Origin of the sequence: Streptomyces hygroscopicus subsp. hygroscopicus, from assembly GCF_001553455.1 — a bacterium.
GTDB classification, from domain to species: Bacteria; Actinomycetota; Actinomycetes; order Streptomycetales; family Streptomycetaceae; genus Streptomyces; species Streptomyces hygroscopicus.
The window spans coordinates 1-26,102 of sequence record NZ_BBOX01000316.1; the positions used below are offsets into that span (position 1 = coordinate 1).

Genomic DNA, 26,102 nt, shown 5'->3' on the forward strand with positions numbered 1-26,102 from the left:
CCCGCCGGTGGGGCGGGAACGGCGCCGGACGCCGGGCGCCTGCGCGCGCCACCTCACCTCCGCGCCGCGAGGTGGGGCGGCGTGGCGGCCGCGCGGCCCGGACGCCCCGCTCTGGCGCACGGTGCGCCCCGCCCTGGTGCGCGGTGCGCCGGATGATGCCGCACGGGACGGCTCCGGTGGGACGCCGCCGCCACGCCGGTCCTGCTCCGGGGCTGGGCGGTTCGTCACGGCCCGGTCCTGGCCGGGCCGCCTGTTACGCCCGGTCCTGCGGGGTTGAGTGTCCCGTCGGACGGACCGGGCTGCCTGTCACACCGCCCCCGGGCCGGGCTGCCTGTCACACCGCCCCCGGGCCGGGCTGCCTGTCACACCCCCCGGGCTGGGCTGCCCGTCACACCCCCCGGGCCGGGCCGCCCGTCACACCCACCCCCCGGCGCCGGGTGTCCCGTCACGCCATGGGGAAGCCCGGGGTGCGCCAGATCTCGCCCGATGGGGTGACTCCCAGCGCCTCGTGGCCGTCCAGCGCCTCGGCCCAGGCGCGGGCCCCGGCGCCCATGGCGAACGCGGCCGTGGCGTAGGCGTCGGTCCGGGTGAGGTGGCGGCCGGTCAGGGTGAGCGAGAGCAGCCCGGTGGCGGGCCGCCCGGTGTGCGGGTCCAGCACATGCGCGCCGCGCTCGGCCGTCCCCGAGGTGGCGACGGCCAGATCGCGCCCGGTGACCACGGCGGCCAGCTCCCCGGGGCGTGCCGGGTGGGCGATGCCGATCCGCCAGGGCGTGCCGGGGGCGGCCTCGCCGCGCAGCTGGATGTCGCCGCCGCCGTTGACGCAGGTGTTGTGCGCGCCCGCCGCGTACAGCAGCCGGGAGACCCGTTCGACTGCCCAGCCCTTGACCATCCCGGAGGGGTCGAGCCGGCCGCCGGGGGTGTGGCTGAACCAGCCGCCGGTGGTGTGCGCCGCCTCCTCGCACAGCGCGAACACCTCGGCCACCTCCGCCCCGTACCGCTCCGGGACCGGCTCGCCGCGGCCCAGGCGGCTGATCGCGCTGTCCGGGCGGTAGGTCGAGAAGACCTCGTCCACGTGGTGCAACCAGGCCACGGCGTCCTTCAGGGCCCGGTGGACGGCCGGGGTGACGGGGTCGCGGAGGTCGATCGAGAACACCGTGCCCATGGCGTGCTCGACGTGGCGCAGGCCGCACGCGGCGGCGGACACGTCAGACGATGCAGCCACGTCAGCCACGCCAGCCACCTCAGCCATGTCAGCCACCTCAGCCACGCCAGCTACCTCAGCCGCGCCAGCCACCTCAGATGCGTCAGACACGCCAGCCACCTCAGACACGTCAGACACCGGCCTGGTCCAGTGCGCTCTGCAGGGACCGCGTGTACCCCTCGCTGGTGTAGGTGGCGCCGGAGACCGCGTCGATCCGGGCGCTCTGGGCGCTCAGTGCCTCCTGGGTCAGCCGCGGTACGGCGTAGGAGGCGATCTCCCGGGAGCGGGGGCGGTCGGACGGTGTCCGGAGCGCTTTGACGGCGGTGATCCTGCCGTGCGAGAGCGTGACGGACACCTGGACCGGCCCGTACGCGGTGTCGCTCACGCCGCCGGTGTAGGTGCCGGAGCGGCCGCCGCCCGGGGACTCGGACCCGCTCGGCGCAGGGGACGACGACGCTCGCGGTGCCGCGGCGGACGGTGGCGGGGCCGCCTGGGCCGGGGCCGGGTCCCGGTGCGGTTTGAACGAGAGCAGCAGGACGATGCCCGCCACGGTCGAGACGGTGGTGACGGCGGCCTTGCGCACGGCGGATCTCCTTTCGGGTACAGCGCGGATCGAGTCGGGTACGGCGCGGATCGGGCTCACAGCGCGAACGACTCGTGGTGGACGCGGCGGCGCGGTACCCCCGCGTCGTGCAGGGCGCGCAGCGCGGCCTGCGTCATGCCCGGCGGGCCGCACAGGTAGACGTCGCGTTCGGCCAGGTCGGGCACCAGACCGCGGAGCGCCTCGGCGGTCAGCGGCGAGGAGTACGCGGCGGGCTCGTCGACGACGTAGTGGACGGTCGCCCCACGGGCGGCGGCCACGCCGTCCAGCTCGGCGCGCAGCGCCAGGTCCTCCGGACGCCGGGCCCGGTAGACCAGCGTCACCTCGCCGGGCAGCGTCTCGAAGAGGGTCCGCAGCGGGGTGATCCCGACACCGCCGCCCAGCAGCAGGGTCTTGCGGGCGCGGCGGCGGCGCGCGGTGAAGGCCCCGTACGGGCCCTCCGCGAGCACCCGGGTGCCGGGCTCCAGGCGGGCGAGGGCCGCGCTGTGGCCCCCGGACGCCTTGACGGTGATCCGCAGGTACGCCGGGTGCGGCGCGGCCGACAGGGAGTAGGGGTTGGCGGCCCACCACAGACCGCGGGTCAGGAACCGCCAGCGGAAGAACTGGCCGGGCTCCGCGCGCAGCTCCTCCAGCCTGCTGCCCGAGAGATACACCGACACCACGCCCGGGGCCTCGGGCCGGACCTCGGTGACGTACAGCCGGTGGCGCAGCGCCCGGCGCACCGGGACGGCGAACCGGTACCAGGCCAGCAGCGCCGCCGCCCCGATGTAGAGGGCGTACCAGGCCAGCTGCGCGGACCGGTTGCCGGTGAAGTCGGCCCCGTCGGAGAGCTGGTGCCCGAAGACCAGGAAGACCGCCAGATAGGTCGCGAAGTGCAGGAAGTGCCAGGTCTCGTAGGAGACGCGGCGCCGCACCGCGCGTGCGGACACGATCGCGGTGACGAGGAACAGCAGGAAGCCGACCGTCCCCTTGAGCAGGTCCGGGTAGTGGAGGACCAGGGTGGTGGTCTGGTTCACCACACCGGTGCGCGATTCCAGCGAGTACCCCCAGATGATCAGCAGCACATGGGCACAGGCCAGCGAGATCGTGTAGCGGCCCCCCATGGCGTGCCAGCGGGCCAGCCGGTCGGTGCCGATGGCGCGGTCCAGGAGCGGCGTCCGGGCCATGAGCACCAGCAGCACCGCGCAGGTGTAACCGGCGAGCAGCCCGGTGATCCGTCCGGCTCCGGTCAGCCAGCCGGCGACGCCGACGACGGACCGGGTGTCGCTCCACCACAGTGCCAGGACGGCGGCGGCCCCGCCCCAGATCACCAGGTGGGCGAGGACCGGGACGGGGCTGGGCGGGCGTGGTGCCGACCGGGACGGGCGGGTCAGGGCCGGGGCCGACGGCGTCGTACTGGTCATGGGGGTCCTCTCGGTGACGTGCCCGGCCAGCGTCACCGGCGAAGCTCTGAGGACCCTGTGAACGGGGCGGTGCGCCCGCGATTCAGAGGAAACTCAGAGCGAAGGGCGGGCCGGGCCACGGCGCGCCGCGAGGGATGCTGGACTCATCATGGATACGCACACCACCGGCCGTTTTCTGCTGCGCCCCGATGGCGCCCGGGTCCGTGTCCTCGTCGTCGACGACGAGCCCGATCTGACCGAGGTGCTGTCGGGGGCCCTGCGCTACGAGGGCTGGGAGGTCCGCACCGCCGCCGACGGCGCGGCGGCGCTGGACACCGCGCGGACGTTCCGCCCGGACGCGGTGGTGCTCGACTGGATGCTGCCGGACACCGACGGGATCACGGTGCTGCGCGCGGTGCGCTCGGAGCTGCCGGATGTGTGCGTGCTGTTCCTGACCGCACGCGACGCGGTGGAGGACCGGATCGCGGGGATCACGGCGGGCGGCGACGACTACGTGACCAAGCCGTTCAGCCTGGAGGAGGTGCTGGCCCGGCTGCGCGGGCTGCTGCGCCGGGCCGGGATGGCGCGGGAGCCGGGCGACGACCGGCTGGTGGTCGAGGACCTGGTGATGGACGAGCAGGCGCGGGAGGTGACCCGCGGGGGAGTGGTCGTGGAGCTGTCCCGCACCGAGTTCGAACTGCTGCGGTTCCTGATGCGCAACCCCCGGCGGGTGCTGTCCAAGGCGCAGATCCTGGACCGGGTGTGGAGCTACGACTTCGGCGGCCAGGCCCATGTGGTCGAGCTGTACATCAGCTATCTGCGCAAGAAGATCGACGCGGGTCGGGCGCCCCTGATCCACACGGTGCGCGGGGTCGGCTACGTGCTGAAGGCGAAGTCCTCGTGAGGCTCCGGCCGCCCGGGTGGCTGCCCCGTACGCTGCGGGCCCGGCTGACCGCCGGGCTGGTGGTGCTGCTGGCGGCGGCGAGCCTGGCCGTGGGGCTGACCACGGTGTTCGCGCTGGAGGGGTTCCTGGTGCGCCGGCTGGACCAGCAGCTGACGGCGACCGGCGGCCGGTTCACGGCCAGCCTGGAACACGGTGAGCGGCGGCCGGACGCCGACAACCGGCCCGACACCCGTGGCCAGTCGGACGGCACCTTCGGCGCCCGGCTGCTGGGCGGTACGACGACCGACGCCGCGGTGGTGCGCGACCAGACGGACGCCGCCGTACCGCTGACCGGCGCCGACCGGCGGGTCCTGGCGGGGGTGCCGGTGGACGGCGGCGGCCACAGCGTGCACCTGTCCGCGCTCGGCGGCTACCGGGTGGCCGCCGTCCGGGGGGACGACGGCGATGTGCTGGTCACCGGGCTGCCGCTGCGTCCGGTGGAGGAGACCGTGCACCGGCTGGAGCTCGTGGAGACCGTGGTCTTCGGCAGTGTGCTGCTGGTCACCGGGGTGGCCGGGGCCCTGTGGGTACGGCTGTCGCTGCGGCCGCTGCGGCGGGTGACCACGACCGCCGCCGGGGTGGCCGAGCTGCCGCTGGCCAGCGGTGAGGTGGCCATGCCGCCGCCGGTGCCGGACACCGACCCGCGCACCGAGGTGGGCCAGGTGGGCACCGCGCTCAACCGCATGCTCGGCCACGTCGGGGACGCGCTGGCCCGTCGCCAGGCGAGCGAGGAGCGGCTGCGGCACTTCGCCGCCGACGCCAGCCACGAGCTGCGGACGCCGGTGGCCTCCGTCCGCGGCCACGCCGAGCTGGCGCTGCGCCATCCGGGCCCGGTGCCGCACGAGGTGCGGCACGCGCTGGAGCGGATCCAGGCCGAGTCGGAGCGGATGTCCACGATGGTGGACGATCTGCTGCTGCTCGCCCGGCTCGACGCGGGACGGCCGCTGGCCCGCCGGCCGGTCGATCTGACCCGGCTGGTGCTGGACGCGACGAGCGACGCACGGGCCGCCGGGCCGGGCCACCGCTGGACGCTGGAGCTGGCCGAGGAGCCGGTGACGGTGGTCGGCGACGAGCACCGTCTCCAGCAGGTGGTGGGCAACCTGCTGGCCAACGCCCGTACCCACACCCCGCCCGGCACCAAGGTCACCGTACGGCTCGCCACGGCCGGTGCGGGCTGGGCGGAGCTGACGGTGGCCGACGACGGCCCGGGGGTGCCCGACGGGCTCCAGGACGAGGTGTTCGAGCGGTTCGCACGCGCGGACCCCGGCCGGTCCCGGGCGGCGGGCGGCACCGGGCTGGGCCTGGCGATCGTCCGGGCCGTGGTCGCGGCCCACGGCGGCACCATCACGCTGACCAGCGGGCCGGGCGCCACCGTCTTCCGGGCCCGGCTCCCCGCCGCACCACGGCGCCCGGTCCGGGCCGACCCGGCGCGGTAGGACCAGCGCCTGGCGGTACCGGGGCGACACGGGCGCACCCGGACCGGCCCCCGGCGGCGCGAGGTGCGGGACGACACCACCGGGGCCGGTGTGCCGATCGGACGGGCGGTGTGGCCGGTCGGCCGACGCGGTGGGGTGACGGGCGCGCCTAGGGTCTGTCGTCACCGGGGGCGTCCGGCCGCGAGCTGCGTCCGGTGCGGAGGGCACCTCCCAGCGGTAGCCGGGGGAGCGTCGCGACTCGTACATGGACGTACATGGACGTACATGGACGTACATGGACGAAGCGGCGAGGCGCCGTGCCAGGCGTCCGGAGCGGGGCGCCCCTGTGACGACAGGGCCCTGGCGCCGTACCGGCCAGGCCACCGCACTGTAAGGAGAACGTTCGATGGACCGGCGAGCGACGACCGGAGTACACGCCGACGGCACGGCCGTGGCCGGAGGGACCACGGAGTTCGAGCAGGATGTCATGGACCTGCTGGTGGACACGCTGCGCCGCGCGGTCAGGCGGGAACTGCCGGTCGTGGGGACGGACACCCTGCTCGGAGAGCTGGTGCTGGGGGAGACGGACGCCGGTGAGGCGATCGCCCCGGGAATGCGGAAAGCCGGTGCCCTCAGCGGCATGATCGCCGGCATGGCGGGCCGGGGCTGGGCGAGCGACGACGAGACGCCCGGTGAGCCGGGCCCGGCCGGCGCCGGTGAGGCGGCCAACCGGGCCGGTGAGGCGGCTGACCGGGAGGTCGAGGAGAAGGCGGCGGATGCGCGGGAGGTCGAGGCCGCCTGGCGCGAGGCCCGGTGGCGCTTCGGTCTCGGAACGCGCGGATCGGCCCGGGAGGGCGGTCGGGCGCTGCCCGGGATGACCGGGGCGCTGCGCGCGTGCCTGCTGCGCGCGCTCGGTTCGGCCCGCGCCGAGGGGACGATCTCGGTGCGCTGCCGCCATGTGGCCCGTGCCCTGCTGGAACTGCCGGACAGCAGGGCACGGGAAGCCCTGCTGCTGCGGCAGCTGGATCCGGCAGCCGCGGCGGCCGCTCTCGACCGCCTGGACGCCGGCGCCGCGGGGCGGCAGCGGGGACCGGAATCCCGCGGCGTCACCCTGCTCCGCCGGGCCGGCACGCTGGGGAAGAGCGGTAACCCCCTGACCCGCGCGCTGACGTCGTGGACCTCCGGCAGCTCCGTCAACGGCTCACCGGTGCTGTTCGCGGTGTCGGTGGAGGCCACGCGGCAGGCCGTACGGTGCGGGCGTGCCGCGGCGGAGCCGGTGGACCTTCTGCTGGGGATCCTGGCTCTGGACCGGGCACTGTCCGTCGCCGGGCGCTCACTTCCGGCGCCTCTGGCCGACGCCAACGCCGCCGCGGCCCTGCTGCGCCGGCACGGCGTACGGCAGGTTTCCCTGGTCTCCGCGGCCTCGGTGAGCCCGGCCGCCGCTCTTCCCGACGGGGGCACGGTGCGGCCGTCGGCCGCCTCGGACCGGGCCATGGCGGTGGCGCGGCGATCCGCCGCCGAACACCGTTCGCCCACGACCGGTACGGTCCACCTGCTGTCCGCGCTGCTCGACGAGGCGCGGACGGACGCGGACGCCGGGTCCGGTCCCGCGGCCGTACGGCTGCTGGCCGCCGACCGGGTGGACGTGGCCGCGTTGCGGGCGGAGCTGGGCCCGCGGCTGGGCGCGTGACCCCCGGGGCGCGCGGCGCGGTGACCGCCGCGGCTACCGTTCCCCACGGGAGATCCACGGTGGCGGGGCAGGAGTGTTCATGAGGCAGGTGCCGGACGGCACACAGCGGTCGCGCCCGTTTCTCCGGCCGTGGCACACGCGGACCGGTGTGCCCCGGTGGGTGCGCCGTGAGGTGGCCGAGGTCCGGTGCGCGGTACGGGCCGCCGGGCGGCGTACGGTCGTCGTGGAGACCCTGGTCTGCGCCCTGGCGGGGGTCTTCGGCCTGCTGCCGCTGCTGCTGGCGCCGCCGGAACGGCCGGTGTGGGCGGTCCTGGAGGCGTTGTGGGCGGCGTTGCTCGTCCCCGCCCGGCGCGTCCGGCCGGTCGCCGCGGTCCTGGGGGCCTGTCCCCTGGTCATGGGCCACAACGTGTGGACGCTGGCGGTGGCGCCGCTGGTCGTGCTGTCCGCCACCCGCCGTATCGCACCGCCGCGGCGTGCCTGGCGGGTCGCGGGGGCGGGCTGCGCCGCCGTCGGCGTGCTGACCGGCGCCGTGGCCCTGGTCCGGCCCGAAGGGCTGCGGTCGGAACTGGCCGGGAACGCGGTCTCGGCGGTGCTGCTCATCGGGCTGCCCACCCTGGCCGGGACCCTGCTGGGGCGGCGTCGGCCCCTGATCAGCCTGTTGCGGGAACGCAACGCCTATCTGGAACAGGCCCGCACGCTGACCGCCGTGGCCGCCCGGATGGAGGAACGGACCCGGATCGCGGGAGAGATGCACGATCTCCTGGGGCACCGGCTGAGCCTGATCTCGGTGCACGCCGGGGCGCTCGAACTCGCTGCCGCGCGACAGGCACCCGCCCTCGCCGACCGGGCCGAGCTGCTGCGCACGACCGCCGGTACGGCCATGGAGGAACTCCGCGAAGTCCTCGGTGTGCTGCGGCGCGAGGACCTGACGGACCCGATGGACAGGGCCGGGGACGAACGGGGAACGCGCGAGGACATCACCGCTCTGGTGCGGGAGTCCCGGCAGACGGGCGCCACCGTCGAGCTGGACTGGTCCGTGCCCGAGACGGCCGAGGTAGGGCTCCGTACCCGTCAGGCGATCCACCGGGTGGTCCGCGAGGGGCTGACGAACGTGCTGAAACACGCGCCCGGCGCGCCCACCTGGGTGGTGGTCAGGGGCGCGGACGGCGGGATCGAGGTGTCCGTCACCAACCAGGCACCGCCCGCGGGGACCCCGCCCGGCGGGGGAAGCCGCAGCGGGCTGGCCGGCTGCCAGGAGCGGATCCTGCTGCTCGGCGGTACGTTCCGGGCGGGCGCCGCCCCGGACGGCGGTTTCCGCATGGCGGCCTGGTTCCCCGCCCACGGCAAGCACGGGAACCGCGCCGATCACGGGAACCGCGCCGATCACGGGAACCGCGCCGATCACGGGAACCGCGCCGATCACGGGAACCACGGCGACCACGGGAACCACGCCGATCACGGGAACGACGCCGACCGCGAGAACCACGTCGATCACCGGAACCACGCCGACCACGGGAACGGGCCCCCGGAATCCGTAGCGCTCCCGGGCGGCTTCGCCGGAACCCCTCCGGAGGGGGCCCGCCTTCGGCCCGGCGGCATCGGACGGCGGGGAGCGCGCCCCCCGCTGCCGGACGAGATCCTGACCTGGCCGCGCGTGCTGGGATCGGGCTGCCTGGCGCTGCTGGTGGTCCTGCCGACGGCCGTCTTCCTCATCGTGCTGCTGGCCGACGCGCTCCTAAGATGAGGTGATGATCCGAGTCCTGATCGCCGACGACGAGGCGCTGATGCGCGCGGGAATCCGGCTGATCCTGGAGAACGCCGAGGACATCGAGGTGGTCGCCGAGGCCGGCGACGGCCGGGAGGCCGTCGCGGCCTGCCGGGCCCGGGAGATCGATGTCGCCCTGCTCGACATCCAGATGCCGGCCGTCGACGGAATCGCCGCCGCCGAGGACATCGCCCGCCTTTCGCCCCGCACTTACGTCGTGATGCTGACGGCCTTCGGCGAGGAAGCGCTGGTGACCCGCGCCCTGCGGGCCGGGGCGAGCGGGTTCATCCTCAAGGACACCGGGCCCGCCGATCTGATCCGCGCCGTGCGACTGGCCGCGAAGGGCGAACCGGTACTGGCCCCCCGGATCACCCGGCAACTGCTGGAACGGCATGTGCGGTCCGGCCGGAACACCGAGGCCGCGCTGCGCAGGACCGAAGAGCTGACCCCGGCCGAACGGGATGTCCTGCGGCTGCTCGGCACGGGCCTGTCCAACGCGGAGATCGCCGACCAGCTGTATCTGAGCGTCGGCACGGTCAAGGCACACATCAGCCGGATCCTCACCCGCACCGGCTGTGCCAACCGCGTCCAGGCCGCCGTACTCGCACACGACGCCGGGCTGCTCACCGACCGCTGAGCAGCCGTGCCGGACCGTCCACCGGCACCCACCGGCCGTCCACCGGCACCCACCGGCCGTCCACCGGCACCCACCGGCCGTCCAGCGGCACCCACCGGCCGTCCAGCGGCACCCACGGGCCGGGCGGCGGCCCGTGGCGCCCCGTCAGGCCGTCCGTCTCGCTTCGGACACGAGGACTGAGTCCGGCGGGACGCGGTGCGCATCGTCACCGATGATGGCCCCGGGTGCGCCCGAGGCCGACCGCGTGCGGATCCGCGCACGCTTCCGCCGCCTCGACGAGGCCGCGCACCGGACGGCGGTGGAGCGGGCCGGCCATCATCGCCCGCGACATCGTGACGCGCCACGACGGAACACCGGCGGTGGGCCGGGTACCGGCGGGCTTTTCAGCTCACACCGCCCCGCACGACCCGGCTCAGGGGCACGGGTACCCCGGGCCCGCCGAGCCCGGGCACGCGCCGTCCGCACGGCGGAAAGGAAGACGCGGCCAAGGCTTTCCCGTCGGTTCACCGCGGCTGATGGTTTGGGGTCCGTCGTCATCAACACCCGTCCTCCGGGCGTTCCAAGGAGTTGCTCCCATGCACAGACCCTCCCGTCGTCACCTCACCCTCGCCGCGGCCACGGTCGTCACCGCTGCCGCCGTGGCCGCCACCACCTCCGCCGGCGCCGTCGACGGCGCCGGGCAGGCCCGGAGCGCCATCAAGGGCGGGACGGCGAAGAACGTCGTCCTGCTGATCGGCGACGGCATGGGTGACTCGGAGATGACGCTGGCTGGCCCGTGACTACACCGTCGGGGCCGACGGCCGGCTGAACCTGGACACGTTCCCGCTCACCGGCGCCTACACCACCTATGCGGTCCACGCCGACGGCACCCCGGACTACGTCACCGACTCCGCCGCCAGCGGCACCGGCTGGGCGACCGGCCACAAGACCGTCAACGGACGCGTCTCCAAGACCCCCGGCACCGACAAGGCGGTCCCCACGATCCTGGAGCTGGCGCAGCGGAACGGGTACGCCACCGGCAGCGTGACCACCGCCGAACTCACCGACGCCACCCCCGCGGTGCTCGCCTCCCACGCCACCGACCGCTCCTGCCAGGGCCCGGCCGACATGGCCAAGTGCCCCGCCGACACCATCGCCGCGGGCGGCCCCGGCTCGATCGCCGAACAGTCCGTGAACCACAAGGTGGACGTCCTGCTCGGCGGCGGCAAGGCGCGGTTCGACCAGAAGGTCACCGAGGGCGCGTTCAAGGGCATGACCGTCACCGAGCAGGCGCGAAAGCTCGGCTACCAGGTCGTCACCGACACCACCGGCCTGAAGAACGCCAAGCCCGGCAAGCCCGTGCTGGGCCTGTTCGCCTCCGGCAACGTGCCCACCGAATGGACCGGCAAGGCCGCCGCCACCGGCGGAACCGCCCCCCAGCGCTGTGTGACCGCCAACCCCGGCCGCCCGGCGGCCACCCCGAGCCTGGCCGACTCCGCCACCAAGGCGATCCAGCTGCTGGAGGGCAAGCAGAAGCGCTCCAAGAAGGGCTTCTTCCTGCAGATCGAGGGCGCCTCCATCGACAAGCAGGACCACGCGGCCGACCCGTGCGGCCAGATCGGCGAGACCGCCGCCTTCGACCGTGCGGTGAAGGTGGCCCGCGACTACGCGGCCAAGCACCCCGACACCCTCGTGGTCACCACCGCCGACCACGGCCACACCAGCCAGATCGTGCCGCTGGAGGCCACCCCGCCCGGGCTGTCCGCCACCCTCGTCACCGACGAGGGCCAGCAGCTCAAGGTCAACTACTCCACCAACACCCCGGGCCAGTCCCAGGAGCACACCGGCACTCAGGTGCGCATCGCCGCCCAGGGTCCCCAGGCGTACCGCGTCCTCGGCGTGACCGACCAGACCGACCTGTTCACCACTGTCCGCGAGGCCCTGCGCCTGCGCTGACCGCACACGCCCGGGAGGGGACGCCCGGCACGGCGTCCCCTCCCGGGCAGATTCCACACCGCTCGGGACTGGCGGCCGATTGGAGCGTACCGGGTGAAAAATTCGGTTACGGTACCGCGATACGGACGGATAACAGCAAGAGGCGGAAGTCGGAGCCTCCGGCACCAAGATCGGATGCACTCCGGGAAGGAATCAGGAACGGCACTGCGTGGTATGTGCTGTTATTTCGACACTGCATATTTCCGGATCTTTGGGTGCACTGTCCGGCGGTGCCTAGTCTCCAGTCATGATTGACACAAGAGGCCCTGCCCTTGCCGCCGTGAGAAATTCCTCGAGAATTCCGCCAATGCCAACACCCGTAATCAGCGCCGTACGTATCTCCGGGAATACATCGCATATCTGGCCGCCTCGCGCCAATGCGCCGAGAACCAGTTGACCGTCGGTGATCTCCTTCATCGACTGAATATCCAGGATTGGATGGACGCGGCGAGGAGAGGCGCCACGCGTCGCCGCCTCGGCGCACGGGGCCCGCATGCCGCACCCAGTTCCATGGCGGCCCGCACCACCACAGTCAATACGTTCTCGCGTTTCTGTGGCGCTCCCCTCCGGCTGTCGCGGCCGCGGATCGAGACGGTTCAGCGCCTCACTTCTCTCGAGGCCCACCGCACTCTGCGGCTGTTGGCGGAACACCATCCGGCGCGGATGCGGGTCGATGTATGGGAACGCTCGGTCGCGGTCATCGCCCTCGCCGTGTGCACGCGTCGCGGGCTGAGCGATCTGCACGGGATGCGCCTGCCGGACGTCGACCTCGACCGGGTTCTGCCCCGGGCCCGTGTCACCGGCGAGTGGTACCCGCTGGATGTGGTCAGTGTCCGTGTCCTCACCCGCTGGCTCCTCCGGCACCAGGAGCTGACCGCACGTCATGACGGGCATGGCCGGAGCGACAGGCTCTGGGTCACGACCGGTCCGGGGCGTTCCGGAGCCGGCCGGAGGGTCGCGCCGGCGGGGTTCCCCGCCCGCATCCGTACGCTGGAGGCGGCCCATCGCAAACTGACGACGCAGGCGCTGGGAGTTCCCCTGCGGATCGAGCAGTTCTGCGGCTCCCCTGGCGTTCCGTTGCCCGGAGCGGTCCCCGCGCGGCCCGGTCGCCTGCCGGCGGGCACCCTGCTCACCAGAGGCGGATGGGAGGGGCCGCGTACGCGACCGCCGGTGACGGGCCGTCGTGAGGCGGTCACGTTGTCCCGCCCTTACCGGCGATGGCTGAGAAGTGAACCGGCGGCGACGTCGCAGAGTTGACACGGCTGTCAGGAGTCCGGCTTGCCCGAGCGAGGCCCCGGGGCTCCTGGCGCACGCAGTCCGCTGGGCCTGGGCCAGGCTCGGCGGAGGGGCCGGCAGCGGGTCCGCGCCCCCTCCGCGAGGTTTCCGGTCAGTAGCCGAACAGGGCGATCCACCCGGTCAGGAGCTTGCTCGGATAGTACGTGCGGAAGCCGCCGAACCTGTCGAGTGTGGTTGCGGGGTAGCGCCATGACCAAACCCGTCCGCTGGCGGCCCGCACGGGGACGTTCAAGCGGTTGGCCCAGGTCCTGGCGACGCCGTTGGACCCGGCGTAACAGATGGTCGCGTTGATGCCCACCATTCTCTCCCCTTGGAGGGCGTTGGCGATGCTCCTGGCACTCATACGGAAGTCCATAAAGTCCAGAATGGTGCTCGTCGGGTTTCCATGGGCGTTGATGGTCAGGACACTTCTCGCGCCGACGCGGCCCGTTGCGAGGTTAGCCGCGAATCCCCTTCTAGTGCCGCTCAGCCATTTCGTCGGCCGGGCGCCGGCGGGGATGTCGTACCAGTAACTTTGACCGCTGTGCTGGTAATACTTCTGGGTCGATGTGGCGAGCACGTCGCCGCTTCGTGATTCCGCCAGCCGCGCGGCCTTCCAGTTCGCGGCGCCGGTCACACCGCCCGCGAGCCCCCCGACAGCGGCACCGATTCCGGCCCCCATTCCGGCCGCGAGCCCGACGCCTTCCCCGATGGGCCGGTGTTCGATGAGGTTCACGCCCACCTGGTTGAGGCTGCCGGAGACCGCACCGTCGACCGCCCCGGTCGCGGCCCCCACGACGATGCCGCTGCCGATCGAGGTCGAGGTGGACACCGAGGCGGCGGCCAGGACCTCGGTCGCCAGCAGGCCCGCACCGTATCCGATGGCGCCTCCCACGGCGCCGGCCACGGTGCCGACGGCGGCGTAGGCGAAGAACGCGCCCGCGTTGAAGTTGCCCTGGTGGGTCGTGGCGTAGGTGACCGCGCCCGCGACCGCGCCGATGACCGCGCCGGCGATGACGATGATCAGGAACGCGGTGAGCGGTTCCTCCCCGTCGGGATCGATCAGGTTCACCGGGTTGTTCTCGACGTAGACGTAGGGCGAACTGCCACGGGCGGCGGGATCGGCGGCGTAGTAGCGGCCCAGGACCGGGTCGTAGAGCCGGGCCCGGTAGTTGTAGAGACCGGTCTCGGGGTCCCACTCCTGGCCGGTGTAGCGGTAGACGAGGACATCGGGCTGAGCGCTGCCCGGCCGGGTGATGGTCGCTCCGAACGGTGTGTAGTCGTAGGCGGCCACGACGGCACCGGTCTCGTCGACGACCTGCCGTGGTGAACCGAGGTGGTCGCGCACCACGGTGTAGCGCTTGGCGCCGCTGAGCAGGGCGGTGAGACCTTCGGGTCCGTACACGTACTGCTGGGCCGTCGTCCCGGACGGGGTGCGGACCGCCTCGAACAGCGAGGCGGCGTCGCTGCCCCGTACGTAGAGACGGGCGGTGAGCGCCGTACCCGCCGCGTCTTCGTGGAGCTTCACGGCGCGCTGCCGGTCGCTGTCGTGGACCAGCTCCACCCGCTGGTTCCCGGTGCGCTCCGGCGGGCGGGCGGCCAGCTCCAGGCGCTGCGGGAGTCCGGTGACCGGGTGGTAGGCGATCCGGTCAATCCCCAGGCGTTCGGCGCCGGTGACGGCACCGCCCCGGTGGTACGCGTAGCCGTCCAGGCGTTGCCCACCGCTGGTGACGGCGTCGAGGCGGTCGCTGGCGGGGCGGTAGGCGTAGGTCTCCTCGCGCTGCCCGCGGGTCAGCGCGGTGACATTGCCGTTGGGACCGTAGGTGACGTGCTCGAGGCCGGCCTCCGGGCACTCCGCGTTCTCGGCGTCGGTGATCTGTGACAGACCGTCGTACCGGTAGCGCCAGGTCTGGTCCTGCGCCGCGTCGGTGGTCCTGACGCCGGCCGCCTTGCCGTCGAAGTACCCGGATCCTCGGTAGCCGTCCTCGGTGTAGCTGAGGTGCTGTTCCAGCAGCAGGCTGCCGTCGTCCAGCTCGTGCCGCGTACTGAGCGGCCATCCGGGAGGGGTGTACGTGGAGGTCCGCCGGAGAACGCGCTCGGCGCCCAGCGGTGTGTCCGAGCTGATCAGTTCGCCGCGGGCGCCGTAGGAGAACCGCCCGTACGCACCGGGGTCCTCCGGTGTGCCCACCTGGTGAAGCCGGCCCAGCCGGTCATAACCTCGTACGATCCGCGGTTCGGCGCTTCCCGGCGGGTAGCCGATGCCCGTCAGGTTCCCGGCGGCGTCGTAGGTGTAGGAGATGACCCGCTCCTCGGCGTCGAAACCGTAGGCCGTCAGGGACTTGGCGATGAGATTGCCGTCGATGTCGTAGGCGAGGCGTTCCACGGTGGCCGGACTGCCGTCGGGCAGCCAGGTCTCGGTACGTGCGAGCCGCCCGAAAAGCGTCGGGTCGGCTCCGTCACCGTCGTAGGAGTTGCGGAGGGTCACGGTGTGGGGCTGGGTGGCGTCCGGCCAGTCGGGTGACGTACCGGCCAGGTCCTCCAGCGCCTGCTGGTCCCAGCGGCCTGTGAAGAAGCCTTCCTCCGTGACACGGCCGAGGGGGTCGTACTTCGTGTAGGCGATGGTGTCGTCGGCTCCGTCGGTGCCGGTGCCCTCGGCGGTGAGGCTGAAGCGCACGGCCCCCGACCGGTCGTGGACGTACCTGGTCGTCCCGGTGTCCGGGGTGGTGCGGGCGATGAGGTGGCCGGCGTAGCTGTACTCGTTGACGGTCGCCCAGGCTTCCCCGTCGGAGTCCCCGCGGCGGAGGGCCTCGACCCCCGCCGGCGGGAGCACGCGGGTGAGACGGCCCGCTCCGTCGTAGTCGAACCACGCGGTCCGCAATCTCCCGTCGGCGGCGGGCCCGCGTGCGACCCCGACCTGCTCGCCGGTCTTGGTCGTCACCGTGTAGGACCGGTCGCCGCCTGCTATATGACAAATCAGATGAAGTACCGTTAATCCGCCACATAAGGCATCTGTAATCCTTCTCACAAGTTCACAGCTTGTGTACAGGTACCCAACGAACCCTTTGCAGGCATATGGTCACGCAACGTGTCTTCGTGTGTCTCTGGTCAACGCACGTACGGCTACCGGGACATGCGCGTGATGCCCCCACACGAACGCGTTCGTCGGCATGCCGTCGTCTGTGCGCCTGCCGCTGGACGCATCACCCGATAGGACTACTTTGGCACCAGTTACTGGAGCAGACGGCGCTTACTTGGCGTGGCAGCGGCCACCACCACCGTCGCCGCCACCTCGAGCCTCGTTCTCAACCCCCTGGCGGCTCTAGCGGCCCCTGCGGACGAAGGCACTGAAACCGATCCGCTCACCCTGCCTGACACCGACCGGGCCAAGGCTGTCAAGGCGTGGATGACCGGGGGCAAAGCCACTCGAGCCGCTGCGGAATCCGCCCTCCTCGGCTCCGATGCCGACGTCCAAACGTTCCTCGATCAAGAGCTGTCCGAAGCGACAGTGGAGGACAACCGGGTGGCCATCATGACCGCTCTCGCAAGGGCCGGAAAGGGCCTTCGCCGCGAGGCCGTCAAGGCGATCGACGGTGGCGACGCAGCTATCGCCGCGTTCCTCAAGGACGGCTACGAACCTGCCCTCATGGAAGACCTCCGTGTGGCCACGGCGACGGTGATGGCGACCGGCGACAAGGCCGTACGCCGGGAGGCAGGTGCAGCTCTTGATAGCGACACCCAGCCGTCCCTGGAAGCCTTCCTCACTGAAGGCCAGTACAGCGCCCGCCTGGAAGACATGCGAGTGGAGGTGTCGAAGATGCTCGTCGAGGCGGGGCCGGAGGTGCATAAGTACGCCTCCCGCGCTCTCTCCGGCACGGCCCAGGACGTCGAGTGGTTCCTCGACACCGGCCAGCACATCGCCCGGGCCCGCGACCAGGAGTCGGCGACGATCGAGGAACTCGTCGCGGTAGTCGAGCGCGAGGGCAAACGGGCCGACGCGAAGACCAAGCTCGCCGAGGAGGCCTCCGCCCGCGCCGTCACGGCAGCCGAGAAGGCCAAGGAAGCCGCGCAAAAGGCAGCTGCCGAGGCCGAGGCGGCGAAGGACGACGTGGCCAGGTCCGGCAAGGCGGCCCGGAAGGCAGCCAGTGCCGCCACGGGCGCGGCGGATGCCGCCCGCACGGCCATCCGCGCCTCGCACGCCGCTGTTGCCGCCTCCAGCCGCGCCGCCTTCGCAGCAACAGCGGCGAGCCAGGCCGCCGCTACCGCTGGGAACGCCGCCGCCCGCGCCTACAACTCCGCCATCGCCGCCTCCAAAGACGCCTCGCAGGCGAGCGCCGCGAAGAACGCGGCGATCGCCGCACGCAACGCCGCCGCAAAGGCCCGCAGCGCCGCGACGGCAGCCGACCACGCTGCCACAGCTTCCGCGCAGGCCGCCTCCGCCGGCTCCGCCGCCGCCAGCGCCGCCCGCAGTGCCGCTTCCGCAGCCCGCAGTGCCGCCACGGCCGCCTCCGCGGCAGGCAAGGCACAGGCAGAGGCAGCCGAAGCCAAACGGCAGGCGAACATCGCCAACGCCAACGCCACTCTCGCCACCAACGCGGCCGGGATGGCCCAGACCCTGGCCAATACCTCAGCTTCGGCAGCCCGCGACGCACGCGATACCGCGAACTCCGCAGCCAGCCACGCCGAGAAGGCGGCTGAAGCCGCTGAGTGGGCCGCCAAGTACGCGGGGCAAGCCCTCGAATACGCCAAGAAGTCCAAGGAATTCGCCGACGCGGCCACCGAGGCGGCCAACACCGCCACTACAGCCGTCATCAAGGCCGTCGACGTGGAGAAGAAGGCACGGGAGGCCGAATGGCAGCGCCTGGACGAGGACATGAAGCAGGCCCGGGAAGAGGCCCGACAGCTCGCGCAGATCGAAGCGCAGGAGCTTGCTGAGCTTGCTGAAAAGCGTACGCAGAAGGAACAGACCGACAAGGCCACGAAGGGCCTCATCGCCCGGGCCGAAGCGGCGCTGAAGGCGAACGACCTCGGCCTGGCCACCACTGTGGGCCGCCAGGCCGCCGTCGCCGTCCTCGACTCGCACGGCACCTGGAGCAGGGAGGCGGCCCGCTTCGCCCTGTCGGGAGGCGAGGCCGACATCCACGCCTGGATCGACACCGACCGGGCCCTCGCGCAGCAGCAGGACGACCACGAGACTGTCCTCTACCTCGCCCAGATTTCCAGCCCGGCGATCGCCGAGGCTGCTCAGAAAGCGTTGGAGAGCGATGTGCCGGACGCCGTCGCCACGTTTCTCGAGACAGGCGCTATCGAGGCGGCCGCGATGGACAACCGCGTTCAGATTTTCCGTATCCTCGCCGACAGCCCCGGCACTGCGGTCAAGAAGGCAGCGAATGACGCGATCAACGCCGATACGGCCGCCGCTTTGCACGCATTCCTCAACACTGCCTACGAGGAGGCGCTGAAAGAGGACGACGCGGTCGCCACCGCGACTATCCTGGCCAACGCGGGTCCCTACACCAAGGCCCACGCGCAAGCAGCGCTGGATGGCCCCGCGTGGATGCGGCGCAATTTCGTTGCCACGGTGCAGCACAAGACAGCCCAGCTGGACCACGACTCCGCCGCCCACATCGCCGCCATCCAGGGCGCGAACGCCGCCGCCGCAAAGATCGCGTACAAGGCGCAGGAAGACGCGGGGCGCGCCCAGGAAGCAGCGGCCAAGGCACGCAGTGCGGCAAAAGAGGCGGCGGAGTGGGCGGGCAAGGCCCAGGCGTCGGCCGACCAGGCGCTGTTGTCCGCTAAGGAGGCGCAGGCGAACGCGGATGCCGCCGACAAGTCGGCCGCAGCTGCGCAGGCATCCGCGGACAAAGCGAAGAAGGCAGCCACCACCGCCCGTTCGGCCGCGCGGTCAGCGAACTTCTCCGCCAACCGCGCCCTGAACGCTGCGAACCGAGCCATGGCCTCCGCCAACAACGCCCAAGCCTCTGCCACCCACGCCCGCGCTTCCGCCGTCCAGGCGGGCCAGGACGCAAAGACCGCGGCAAAGGCGGCGAGTCAGGCTCATCAGACCGCTGTGGCGAAACGGAAAGCCGAACTCGCGGCGGCGGCCAAGAAGGCGGCTGAGGAGGCGCGGAAGGCCAGGGAGAGCGGGAACAACCCGGTCGACTCGTCCGACAACGACGGTGTCAGCGGCGGCGACACGCCGTGGTGGAGGGATGCTGGATGGTGGGCGGACGCAACCAACAAGCTCAGCATCACCACCGGGTTCATGTCCGCCGGCCTGGGTATCTCCAGCCTGGTCTTTCCACCGGCCGCAGTTCCCGCTGGCATATTCGCCAGCGTCTCCTTGGCGCTCGGAGGAATCAGTGCGGTGTTCACAGGAATCGAGCATGGATTCACGAGCCAGAAATTCTGGGGGTCCGTGGGGAGTGCCAGTCTGGCATTGATCACCTTTGGGCAATCCAAGTGGATTGGCGCCTTGGGTGGCGGTAAGGTCGTAACGAAGATCACGCAGTTCGGTCACGATCTCGTATCGCCAATCACTGGGCTACTCGGCCTGTAAGCAAAACCTTGCTATGATCAGTTTCAAGGGCTGGCGGCACGGTATGACCGCCAGCCCTTGTGCATGTCTCAAAGGAGTTCCTCATGCTCGCTTCACTCCCCCTCGTCTACCTGTTACTCATGGCCGTCGTGGCGACGTTCCTCTTCTGCTTCGCTATGGCCAAGTGGGTTCCGGTGCGGAAGGGCAGAGTGGCATGGCCTCTCATATGCGGAGCATGCTGCCTCGGCATGATCCTGGTCGGACGACTCCAATACCAGAACTGGTCGGCGCAGCATATGCTGGTTCTGTACTCCTTCGGATGGACCGGACTCACGATCGGTCTCTTCCCGTCCAGGAGGCTCATGCACAAGTACGCCACTGAGATCAACGAAGGAGTCAAGCGAGAGAAGTACGAGTTCCCTGCGCGCTATCAAATCGCCGCGATTTCATCCGTCATCATCGTGACGTTCTTGGGAATTCTCCTGTCGTAGCGACCAGCTGCCTGTTGGGAAACTGTGCCGTTCAGAAACGCGTCGCTGCTGGTCATGCCGCGTATCTGTACTCATTGATCAGGCCACCAAGGACACGGGTCTGGAGTAGCCGCCGTGGGGTCTTCAAGTCGGACCTCGGCGCAGGGCGGTGGTCGGCGAGTGGTGGGGCAGTCTTGAGGGTTTTGATGCCCTCAGCTCCGAAAATCGCGTCGAAGGACTCGGTGTATTTGCCGTCCCGGTCGCGGATCACAAAGCGCAACGACTCCAGGCGCACGCCCGCCTCAAGCGCGAGGTTGCGGACCTGTTGGGTCGCTCACTGTGCGGTCGGATGCGCCGTCACTCCAGCGATGTGGAGGCGGCGTGTGCCGTGCTCGAGGAAGATCAGTGTGTAGACACGGCGAAGATCCACCAGGTCGATGTGCAGGAAGTCGCAGGCGATGATGGCCTCGGCCTGGGATGTCAGGAACTCACGCCATGTAGGCCCGCCGCGGCGGGGAGCCGGGTCGACCCCGGCTGACGTCAAGATCTTCCATACCGTGGACACGCCGATCCTGTGACGCAGCCGGGCGAGCTCCCCCTGGATCCTGCGGCAGCCCCAGCGCGGGTTCTCCCGCGCCAGCCGCAGCACCAACTCCTTCACGGCTTCCGCTGTCGCCGGCCGACCCGGCTTGATCCGGCATGCGCTGTAGTCCCACCTGCGTGCAACGAGACGCCGATGCTGCACACGCAAGCAGCCCCTGTACGAGAGCCTCGGACTCACACTGATCTTCGACGTGAAAAAGCGGACCGTGATCGTGAAATCACAGCCCTCATATACGTATGGAGAGTGTCCGAGGGGGGACTTGAACCCCCACGCCCGATAAAGGGCACTAGCACCTCAAGCTAGCGCGTCTGCCATTCCGCCACCCGGACCAGGTGTCTGTCGGCCGGCCCGTGGCCGTTCCGACATGGAAAACCATAGCAAACATCGGGAGGTGCTCGATCACGGCCGCTCGCGCCCCGGGGGACGGGGCCGCACCGGGCTTCCCGGGCCCGTTCCGCGCGGCTTCCCGGCCGGTTCCGGGCCGGGGCGGGTGCGGCGGCGGGGCGGGGGTTGTGTGACGGGGGCATGACGGCGGTATTGCCGCCTTGGGCTTGGCGGACGAGCGGAGGAGGATGGGGCGGGTGACCCCTGCCGCGGACGGGCCCGTACCTGGGCGTTCCGTGGCAGCGCAACGACGAGGAGGCATCGTGAGTGAGTCGCTTTCGGGCGCGACGACGACCGGGACGGTCAGGGGCGAGGACGAGGTGGTCGATCTCTGCCGTGACCTGATCCGGATCGACACCAGTAACTATGGCGACCACTCCGGCCCCGGTGAGCGCGCGGCCGCCGAGTACGTCGCCGAGAAGCTCGCCGAGGTGGGGCTCGAGCCGAAGATCTTCGAGTCGCACAAGGGCCGGGCATCGACCGTGGCGCGGATCGAGGGCGCGGACCCGTCCCGTCCCGCGCTGCTCATCCACGGCCACACCGACGTCGTACCGGCCAACGCCGAGGACTGGACCCACCACCCCTTCTCCGGCGAGATCGTGGACGACTGCGTCTGGGGCCGGGGCGCGGTGGACATGAAGGACATGGACGCGATGACCCTCGCGGTCGTACGGGACCGGCTGCGCAGCGGTCGCAAGCCCCCGCGCGACATCGTGCTGGCCTTCCTCGCCGATGAGGAGGCGGGCGGGGTCTACGGCGCCAAGCACCTGGTCAAGAACCACCCCGACCTCTTCGAGGGCGTGACGGAGGCGATCGGCGAGGTCGGCGGTTTCTCGTTCACCGTCAACGAGGACCTGCGGCTCTACCTGATCGAGACCGCCCAGAAGGGCATGCACTGGATGCGGCTCACGGTGGAGGGCACCGCGGGGCACGGCTCGATGACCAACAACGACAACGCCATCACGGAGCTGACCGAGGCGGTCGGGCGGCTCGGGCGGCACAAGTTCCCGGTGCGGGTCACCAAGACCGTGCGGTCCTTCCTGGACGAGCTGTCCGACGCGCTCGGCACCCCGCTCGACCCGGAGAACATGGACGAGACGCTCGCCAAGCTCGGTGGCATCGCGAAGATCATCGGGGCCACGCTCCAGAACACCGCCGCCCCGACCATGCTCAGCGCCGGCTACAAGGTCAACGTGATCCCCGGGCAGGCCACGGCCCATGTGGACGGGCGCTTCCTGCCCGGGTTCGAGGAGGAGTTCCTGGCCGACCTCGACCGTATCCTCGGCCCGCGCGTCAAGCGGGAGGACGTGCACGCGGACAAGGCGCTGGAGACCAGCTTCGACGGGGCGCTGGTGGATGCCATGCAGTCGGCGCTGAAGGCCGAGGACCCGATCGCCCGCGCCGTGCCGTACTGCCTCTCGGGCGGTACCGACGCCAAGTCCTTCGACGACCTCGGCATCCGCTGCTTCGGGTTCGCGCCGCTGCGGCTGCCCCCCGAGCTGGACTTCGCCGGGATGTTCCACGGGGTCGACGAGCGAGTGCCGGTGGACGGCCTGAAGTTCGGCGTCAGGGTGCTGGACCGGTTCCTGGACGCCTGCTGAAGGGCCGCCCGTTCGGCCCAATCGATCACACATACCGAAGGAACCAAAAAGGGTGAATGGTGTCGTAGCTTGATAGCTTGATTGCTCCCTCCTCGTTACATGGGGTGTGCGGCTCGTCACCGGGCCGTGATGCCGACAAGGGGGTGGTGCTGTGCCCCGCCTTCGGCGACTACCGCATCGATCACGTGACATCGGGTCACGGTCCACCGGGGTGTGATCCCGGGCGGTCCCGGAGCGCGCGCTCCGGGACCGCCCGGGTATGGGGGTGCGGGCGAGACCGCCCGCGCGCACCTCGGCCGGGACAGAAGCTAGGGGAGCAGAGAGTTATGCGACAGGTTGCGAAAAAGGGCCTGATCACCGTGGCGGCGGCGAGCGGCGTTCTCGCCGTGACCGGCGGCTACGCCCAGGCGGCGGGCTCGGGTGCCGAAGGCGGCACCGGGTACTCGCCGGGCGTCGTCTCGGGCAACAACATCCAGGTCCCGGTGCGTGTGCCGGTGACCCTGTGCGGAAACACGGTGAGCGTCCTGGGCGTCCTCAACGGCGCCGACTGCGGCCCCCGGTCCGGTGGCGGTTCGAGTGACTCGTCCGGTGGCGGTTCGGGTGACTCCTCCGACGGGGGCGCGCAGTCCGGCGGCTCGCAGGCGCAGGGCAGCACCGGTGGTTCGCCGGGGATCGGCTCCGGCAACAACATCCAGGCCCCGATCGACGTCCCGGTCCATGTGTGCGGGATCAACATCAGCGCGGTCGGGTCCGGCAACACCAGCAACGGCGGTCACTGCGGCCAGACGGTCCCGGCCATCCCCGAGAACCCGGAGGAGCCCGGAGAGCCCGGCAACCCGGGGGAGCCCGGTGAGCCGGGGAACCCGGGTGAGCCCGGCAACCCTGGAAACCCGGGGGAGCCCGGCAACCCCGGAAACCCCGGAAACCCGGGTGAGCCTGGCAACCCTGGTGAGCCCGGTAACCCGGGGAACCCGGGCCAGCCCGGCAACCCTGGTGAGCCCGGGGGCTCGAAGCCCGGCGGTGACTCGGACAAGCCCTCCTCGCCGCGCCCGGATGAGCAGGGCGGGGTGCACGGCGGCGCCCCGTCCGCGAACCTGGGCGGCAAGGAGCAGCTGGCGCACACCGGCGCCGGCCCCGTCGAGCTGGCCATCCCGGCCGCCGCGGGCATGCTGCTGGCCGGTACGGTGCTCTACCGCCGGGCCCGCGCCGCGCGGCGCTGACCCAGGTACCGCGTGCGGCGCCGGTCAGGTCGTGTCGATCAGGTCGTGTCGATCAGGTCGTGCAGCGCGGGCCGCGCAGGTCAGGGCGTCCCGATCATGCGGTGCGGACCATGGGATGCAGAGCATGTGGCGCAGAGCATGTGGTGCTGATCACGCAGCGCGCTGAGCGGCGCTGTGCCGCAGTCGAAGCGCGTCACCCACCGCACACCGCACCTCACGGTCCGCGCACCACAGGCCGGACCTCGTACACCGTGTGACCACGACGTCACCCCGGGCGGGCCCCGCGACCAGCGGGGCCCGCCCGGTGCTGTGCCGTTCCGCTACCAGGTGGCGCGGAGCTGGCGGATGATCCGGCGCCGCAATCGCACTCTGCGGCTGCCATCGGGGTTGAGTCTCAGACGGTCCAACTCCCAGTGTCCGTACTCGGCATGGTCGGTGAGCAGACGGGTCGTGGCCTTGCGCGAAACGCCGCGTGGCACATACACATCACAGAATTCGTATTCCGGCATCGCATCTATTGTGCGGGAACTGCCCTGCTACGGATAGCGTCTGCACTATGTCTGATGCTGCGCAGCCATCCGCTGCCGAGGTACGCGCCGCTGCCGAAGCGGTGAAAGCCGCACTGGATCGTCACCTCGACGCTGTCGAACGCCGATCGGGGGAAGGCGACCCGGCCGTCTACGCCGCGTTCAACGAACTGGCCGCGGCAGCCGAGGTCTACGACGAGCTGCTCTATGACGCCTACGACGAGGTGACGCCCTTCGAGATCCCTGGTGACGACAGTCTCCCCGCTTATGCCGGGCCGGAGGAGCCGAGCGCGCTGAGCGTGCTGATCCGCAGGGACTACACCGTCGTCGAACCGCGGCGGCTGCTCTCGCAGGCGCAGCGGATCGTCGACCTGGATCCGGACATCGACACGGGGAACGACGCACCGGGCGGCGGGGCGGCCGCCGGGGAGAGCGTGCACACCGCCCTCGGGGTGGTCTTCGGCGAGTTCGAGCCGGACGAGATCGCCTCTCGGCACAAGGAGTTCGGCCTGGAGGAGGGCGACTCCACGCTCTGGGTGGTGGCGGCCGAGGAGCAGCCGGAACCGGGGGAGTGGCTCTCGGCCCCCTTCGACCAGGCAGATCCGCATATGGTCGTGTGCCGCTTCGACGTGAGCTCGGTCTTCGACGAGGAAATCGACGAAGAGGACGAGGACGATCTGGAGGTGCTGGAGCCGGGCAGCTGAGCGCGCGACTCCGGGCCGGGTCCGGACCAGCCCCGCCCAGGACAATCCGGCCCCGCAGAACCCGGCCCGGACAACCCCGACAATCCGGCCCAGGAGAACCCGGCCCGGACAACCCGGCCCGCGTCAACCCCGGCCAGGACCGCCCCCGGCCCCGGACCGCTCGCCTCATGGTCGAGTGGCCCGGGGCCGCGGTGTGCCGGCGGGGGCTGACGCGGTCCGGGACCGGGACCGGGGCGTCGCTCAGCCCGCGGACTCGGCCGGGACCTGGGCCTGGAGCAGGGCGCGCAGCCGGGTGGTGCGGTCCTTGAAGGGGATCTCCGCCACCGCCCGCGGCAGCGCCCCGTCCGCGCCGTGCACCACCGACAGATGGCGCTCACCGCGGCCGAAGGCCGTGTAGACCCAGGAGCGGGTCAGCCCGGCCGTCGCGTCGCCCGGCAGCACCACCACGGCCGCGGGCCAGCGCATACCGGCCGCCTGGTGGGCGGTGAGGGCCCAGCCGTGCCGTACCAGCTCGCCGACCTCCGCACGCGGCACCACCACGGGGGCGCCCGCGCAGTCCAGGCGCAGCCCCTCGGCGTCGGCCGAGATCACGGTGCCCGGCACCGTACGCCCCGGGGCCGGGGTGTAGGCCACGCGGTCGCCCGGGTCGAAGCCGCCGAACCGGCCGGGGCCGGGGTTGAGGCGGTTCTTCAGGGCGGCGTTGAGCGCGCGGGTGCCGGCCGCGCCGCCATGGCCCGGGGTGATCACCTGGGTCTGCTCCGGCGGGACGCCGATCGCACGGGGCACCGAGTCGGCGACGAGCTGGACGGTGCGGTGCACCGCCTCGCCCGCGTCCCGCACGGGCACGATCACGACCTCCTTGCCGGGCGCCTCCACCTGAAGGAGCTCGCCGATCCCGATCCCCGAGACCAGCTCGCCGATGGGTCCCGGGTCGGGGCTGCGGGAGACGACCTGCGGACAGCGGCGGGCCGCCACCAGATCCGCGAAGACCCGGCCGGGACCGGCCGACCACAGCACTCCAGGGTCCCCGCTCAGCACCAGACGGGCGCCGTCGGGAAGTGACTCGACGAGCATCGCGGCCGTTTCCACATCGAGCTGCGGGGCGTCCAGGACGGCGAGCAGATCGAGCGCCAGCGCCCCCTCCTCGTCGCGCCCAGGGCCCGCGGCGTCGGCC

At 71.7% G+C, this 26,102-nt stretch carries 17 protein-coding genes, 1 tRNA gene and 3 pseudogenes; 12 read left to right on the top strand and 9 right to left on the bottom strand.

Annotated elements, in window-relative coordinates; translation table 11 throughout:
• Positions 1-445: 445 nt before the first annotated feature.
• From AXW62_RS28765 to AXW62_RS28775, 3 genes are all read right to left on the bottom strand, one after another.
• The gene (locus AXW62_RS28765; RefSeq protein WP_060947106.1) at positions 446-1,162 is read right to left on the bottom strand and encodes an FAD:protein FMN transferase; all 717 of its coding nucleotides are present in this window, start codon (positions 1,160-1,162) and stop codon (positions 446-448) included.
• A gap of 169 nt (positions 1,163-1,331) precedes the next feature.
• The gene (locus AXW62_RS28770) at positions 1,332-1,784 is read right to left on the bottom strand and encodes an FMN-binding protein (RefSeq protein ID WP_060947092.1); all 453 of its coding nucleotides are present in this window, start codon (positions 1,782-1,784) and stop codon (positions 1,332-1,334) included.
• Positions 1,785-1,840: 56 nt separating this feature from the next.
• Complete coding sequence (locus AXW62_RS28775) at positions 1,841-3,205, bottom strand: ferredoxin reductase family protein (protein WP_060947093.1); 1,365 nt, start codon at positions 3,203-3,205, stop codon at positions 1,841-1,843.
• A 148-nt stretch (positions 3,206-3,353) separates the two neighbouring features.
• On the opposite strand from AXW62_RS28775, the gene AXW62_RS28780 reads away from it, so the two are divergent.
• The 6 genes and pseudogenes from AXW62_RS28780 (at position 3,354) to AXW62_RS28805 (ending at position 11,569) form a co-directional block, all read left to right on the top strand.
• Entirely contained in the window at positions 3,354-4,088 is a 735-nt protein-coding gene (locus AXW62_RS28780) for a response regulator transcription factor (RefSeq protein WP_060947094.1), read from the top strand.
• Entirely contained in the window at positions 4,085-5,563 is a 1,479-nt protein-coding gene (locus AXW62_RS28785; protein WP_060947095.1) for a sensor histidine kinase, read from the top strand. The genes AXW62_RS28780 and AXW62_RS28785 overlap by 4 nt, the downstream gene beginning before the upstream one ends.
• Before the next feature lie 385 nt (positions 5,564-5,948).
• Positions 5,949-7,232, top strand: a complete 1,284-nt coding sequence (locus tag AXW62_RS28790; protein ID WP_060947096.1) for a hypothetical protein — start codon at positions 5,949-5,951, stop codon at positions 7,230-7,232.
• 79 nt (positions 7,233-7,311) lie between these two features.
• A complete protein-coding gene (locus AXW62_RS28795) occupies positions 7,312-8,976 on the top strand; it encodes a sensor histidine kinase (RefSeq protein ID WP_060947097.1) in 1,665 nt (554 codons plus the stop codon).
• A 4-nt stretch (positions 8,977-8,980) separates the two neighbouring features.
• Entirely contained in the window at positions 8,981-9,634 is a 654-nt protein-coding gene (locus AXW62_RS28800) for a response regulator (protein WP_060947098.1), read from the top strand.
• 575 nt (positions 9,635-10,209) lie between these two features.
• Positions 10,210-11,569, top strand: a pseudogene (locus AXW62_RS28805) (alkaline phosphatase).
• A 273-nt stretch (positions 11,570-11,842) separates the two neighbouring features.
• Here AXW62_RS28805 and AXW62_RS44160 read toward each other — a convergent pair.
• Positions 11,843-12,025, bottom strand: coding sequence for a hypothetical protein (locus AXW62_RS44160; protein ID WP_159060984.1), 183 nt, complete (start codon positions 12,023-12,025; stop codon positions 11,843-11,845).
• 93 nt (positions 12,026-12,118) lie between these two features.
• On the opposite strand from AXW62_RS44160, the gene AXW62_RS28810 reads away from it, so the two are divergent.
• Positions 12,119-12,865, top strand: a complete 747-nt coding sequence (locus AXW62_RS28810; RefSeq protein WP_143712835.1) for a hypothetical protein — start codon at positions 12,119-12,121, stop codon at positions 12,863-12,865.
• Positions 12,866-12,995: 130 nt separating this feature from the next.
• Here AXW62_RS28810 and AXW62_RS28815 read toward each other — a convergent pair whose 3' ends face one another.
• Complete coding sequence (locus AXW62_RS28815; protein ID WP_060947100.1) at positions 12,996-15,821, bottom strand: RHS repeat-associated core domain-containing protein; 2,826 nt, start codon at positions 15,819-15,821, stop codon at positions 12,996-12,998.
• A gap of 318 nt (positions 15,822-16,139) precedes the next feature.
• Here AXW62_RS28815 and AXW62_RS28820 point away from each other — a divergent pair, with 318 nt between their 5' ends.
• Together AXW62_RS28820 and AXW62_RS41580 are read left to right on the top strand one after the other, a co-directional pair.
• Positions 16,140-19,439: an ALF repeat-containing protein gene (locus AXW62_RS28820; RefSeq protein WP_079115854.1), complete on the top strand. Its 3,300-nt coding sequence runs from the start codon at positions 16,140-16,142 to the stop codon at positions 19,437-19,439.
• An 83-nt stretch (positions 19,440-19,522) separates the two neighbouring features.
• Positions 19,523-19,909: a hypothetical protein gene (locus tag AXW62_RS41580; protein ID WP_060947101.1), complete on the top strand. Its 387-nt coding sequence runs from the start codon at positions 19,523-19,525 to the stop codon at positions 19,907-19,909.
• A gap of 52 nt (positions 19,910-19,961) precedes the next feature.
• Here AXW62_RS41580 and AXW62_RS46205 read toward each other — a convergent pair.
• Positions 19,962-20,645, bottom strand: a pseudogene (locus tag AXW62_RS46205) (transposase family protein); the annotation flags it as partial.
• A gap of 91 nt (positions 20,646-20,736) precedes the next feature.
• Positions 20,737-20,821 (bottom strand) — tRNA-Leu (locus AXW62_RS28840).
• Positions 20,822-21,139: 318 nt separating this feature from the next.
• Between AXW62_RS28840 and AXW62_RS28845 the strand changes: the two genes are divergently transcribed.
• Together AXW62_RS28845 and AXW62_RS28850 are read left to right on the top strand one after the other, a co-directional pair.
• Positions 21,140-22,477, top strand: coding sequence for a M20/M25/M40 family metallo-hydrolase (locus tag AXW62_RS28845; RefSeq protein ID WP_030839117.1), 1,338 nt, complete (start codon positions 21,140-21,142; stop codon positions 22,475-22,477).
• 326 nt (positions 22,478-22,803) lie between these two features.
• Positions 22,804-23,697, top strand: coding sequence for a chaplin (locus tag AXW62_RS28850; RefSeq protein WP_060947104.1), 894 nt, complete (start codon positions 22,804-22,806; stop codon positions 23,695-23,697).
• A 320-nt stretch (positions 23,698-24,017) separates the two neighbouring features.
• Here the strand turns inward: AXW62_RS28850 and AXW62_RS41590 are convergent, their stop codons facing one another.
• Positions 24,018-24,206 carry a DUF5703 family protein gene (locus AXW62_RS41590; RefSeq protein ID WP_014059547.1) on the bottom strand — a complete coding sequence of 63 codons (189 nt, stop codon included), beginning with the start codon at positions 24,204-24,206 and terminating at the stop codon, positions 24,018-24,020.
• 47 nt (positions 24,207-24,253) lie between these two features.
• On the opposite strand from AXW62_RS41590, the gene AXW62_RS28855 reads away from it, so the two are divergent.
• The gene (locus tag AXW62_RS28855; RefSeq protein WP_060947105.1) at positions 24,254-24,928 is read left to right on the top strand and encodes a hypothetical protein; all 675 of its coding nucleotides are present in this window, start codon (positions 24,254-24,256) and stop codon (positions 24,926-24,928) included.
• A 240-nt stretch (positions 24,929-25,168) separates the two neighbouring features.
• On the opposite strand, the pseudogene AXW62_RS28860 reads toward AXW62_RS28855, so the two are convergent.
• Positions 25,169-26,102, bottom strand: a pseudogene (locus tag AXW62_RS28860) (hypothetical protein); the annotation flags it as partial.

Excerpts from the sequence above, each read along its gene's own strand:
- AXW62_RS28765 (WP_060947106.1), bottom strand. The coding sequence starts at position 1,162 with ATGGGCACGGTGTTCTCGATCGACCTCCGCGACCCCGTCACCCCGGCC.
- AXW62_RS28775 (WP_060947093.1), bottom strand. The coding sequence starts at position 3,205 with ATGACCAGTACGACGCCGTCGGCCCCGGCCCTGACCCGCCCGTCCCGG.
- AXW62_RS28780 (WP_060947094.1), top strand. The coding sequence starts at position 3,354 with ATGGATACGCACACCACCGGCCGTTTTCTGCTGCGCCCCGATGGCGCC.
- AXW62_RS28790 (WP_060947096.1), top strand. The coding sequence starts at position 5,949 with ATGGACCGGCGAGCGACGACCGGAGTACACGCCGACGGCACGGCCGTG.
- AXW62_RS28795 (WP_060947097.1), top strand. The coding sequence starts at position 7,312 with ATGAGGCAGGTGCCGGACGGCACACAGCGGTCGCGCCCGTTTCTCCGG.
- AXW62_RS28800 (WP_060947098.1), top strand. The coding sequence starts at position 8,981 with ATGATCCGAGTCCTGATCGCCGACGACGAGGCGCTGATGCGCGCGGGA.
- AXW62_RS44160 (WP_159060984.1), bottom strand. The coding sequence starts at position 12,025 with ATGAAGGAGATCACCGACGGTCAACTGGTTCTCGGCGCATTGGCGCGA.
- AXW62_RS28810 (WP_143712835.1), top strand. The coding sequence starts at position 12,119 with ATGGCGGCCCGCACCACCACAGTCAATACGTTCTCGCGTTTCTGTGGC.
- AXW62_RS41580 (WP_060947101.1), top strand. The coding sequence starts at position 19,523 with ATGCTCGCTTCACTCCCCCTCGTCTACCTGTTACTCATGGCCGTCGTG.
- AXW62_RS28850 (WP_060947104.1), top strand. The coding sequence starts at position 22,804 with ATGCGACAGGTTGCGAAAAAGGGCCTGATCACCGTGGCGGCGGCGAGC.
- AXW62_RS41590 (WP_014059547.1), bottom strand. The coding sequence starts at position 24,206 with ATGCCGGAATACGAATTCTGTGATGTGTATGTGCCACGCGGCGTTTCG.
- AXW62_RS28855 (WP_060947105.1), top strand. The coding sequence starts at position 24,254 with ATGTCTGATGCTGCGCAGCCATCCGCTGCCGAGGTACGCGCCGCTGCC.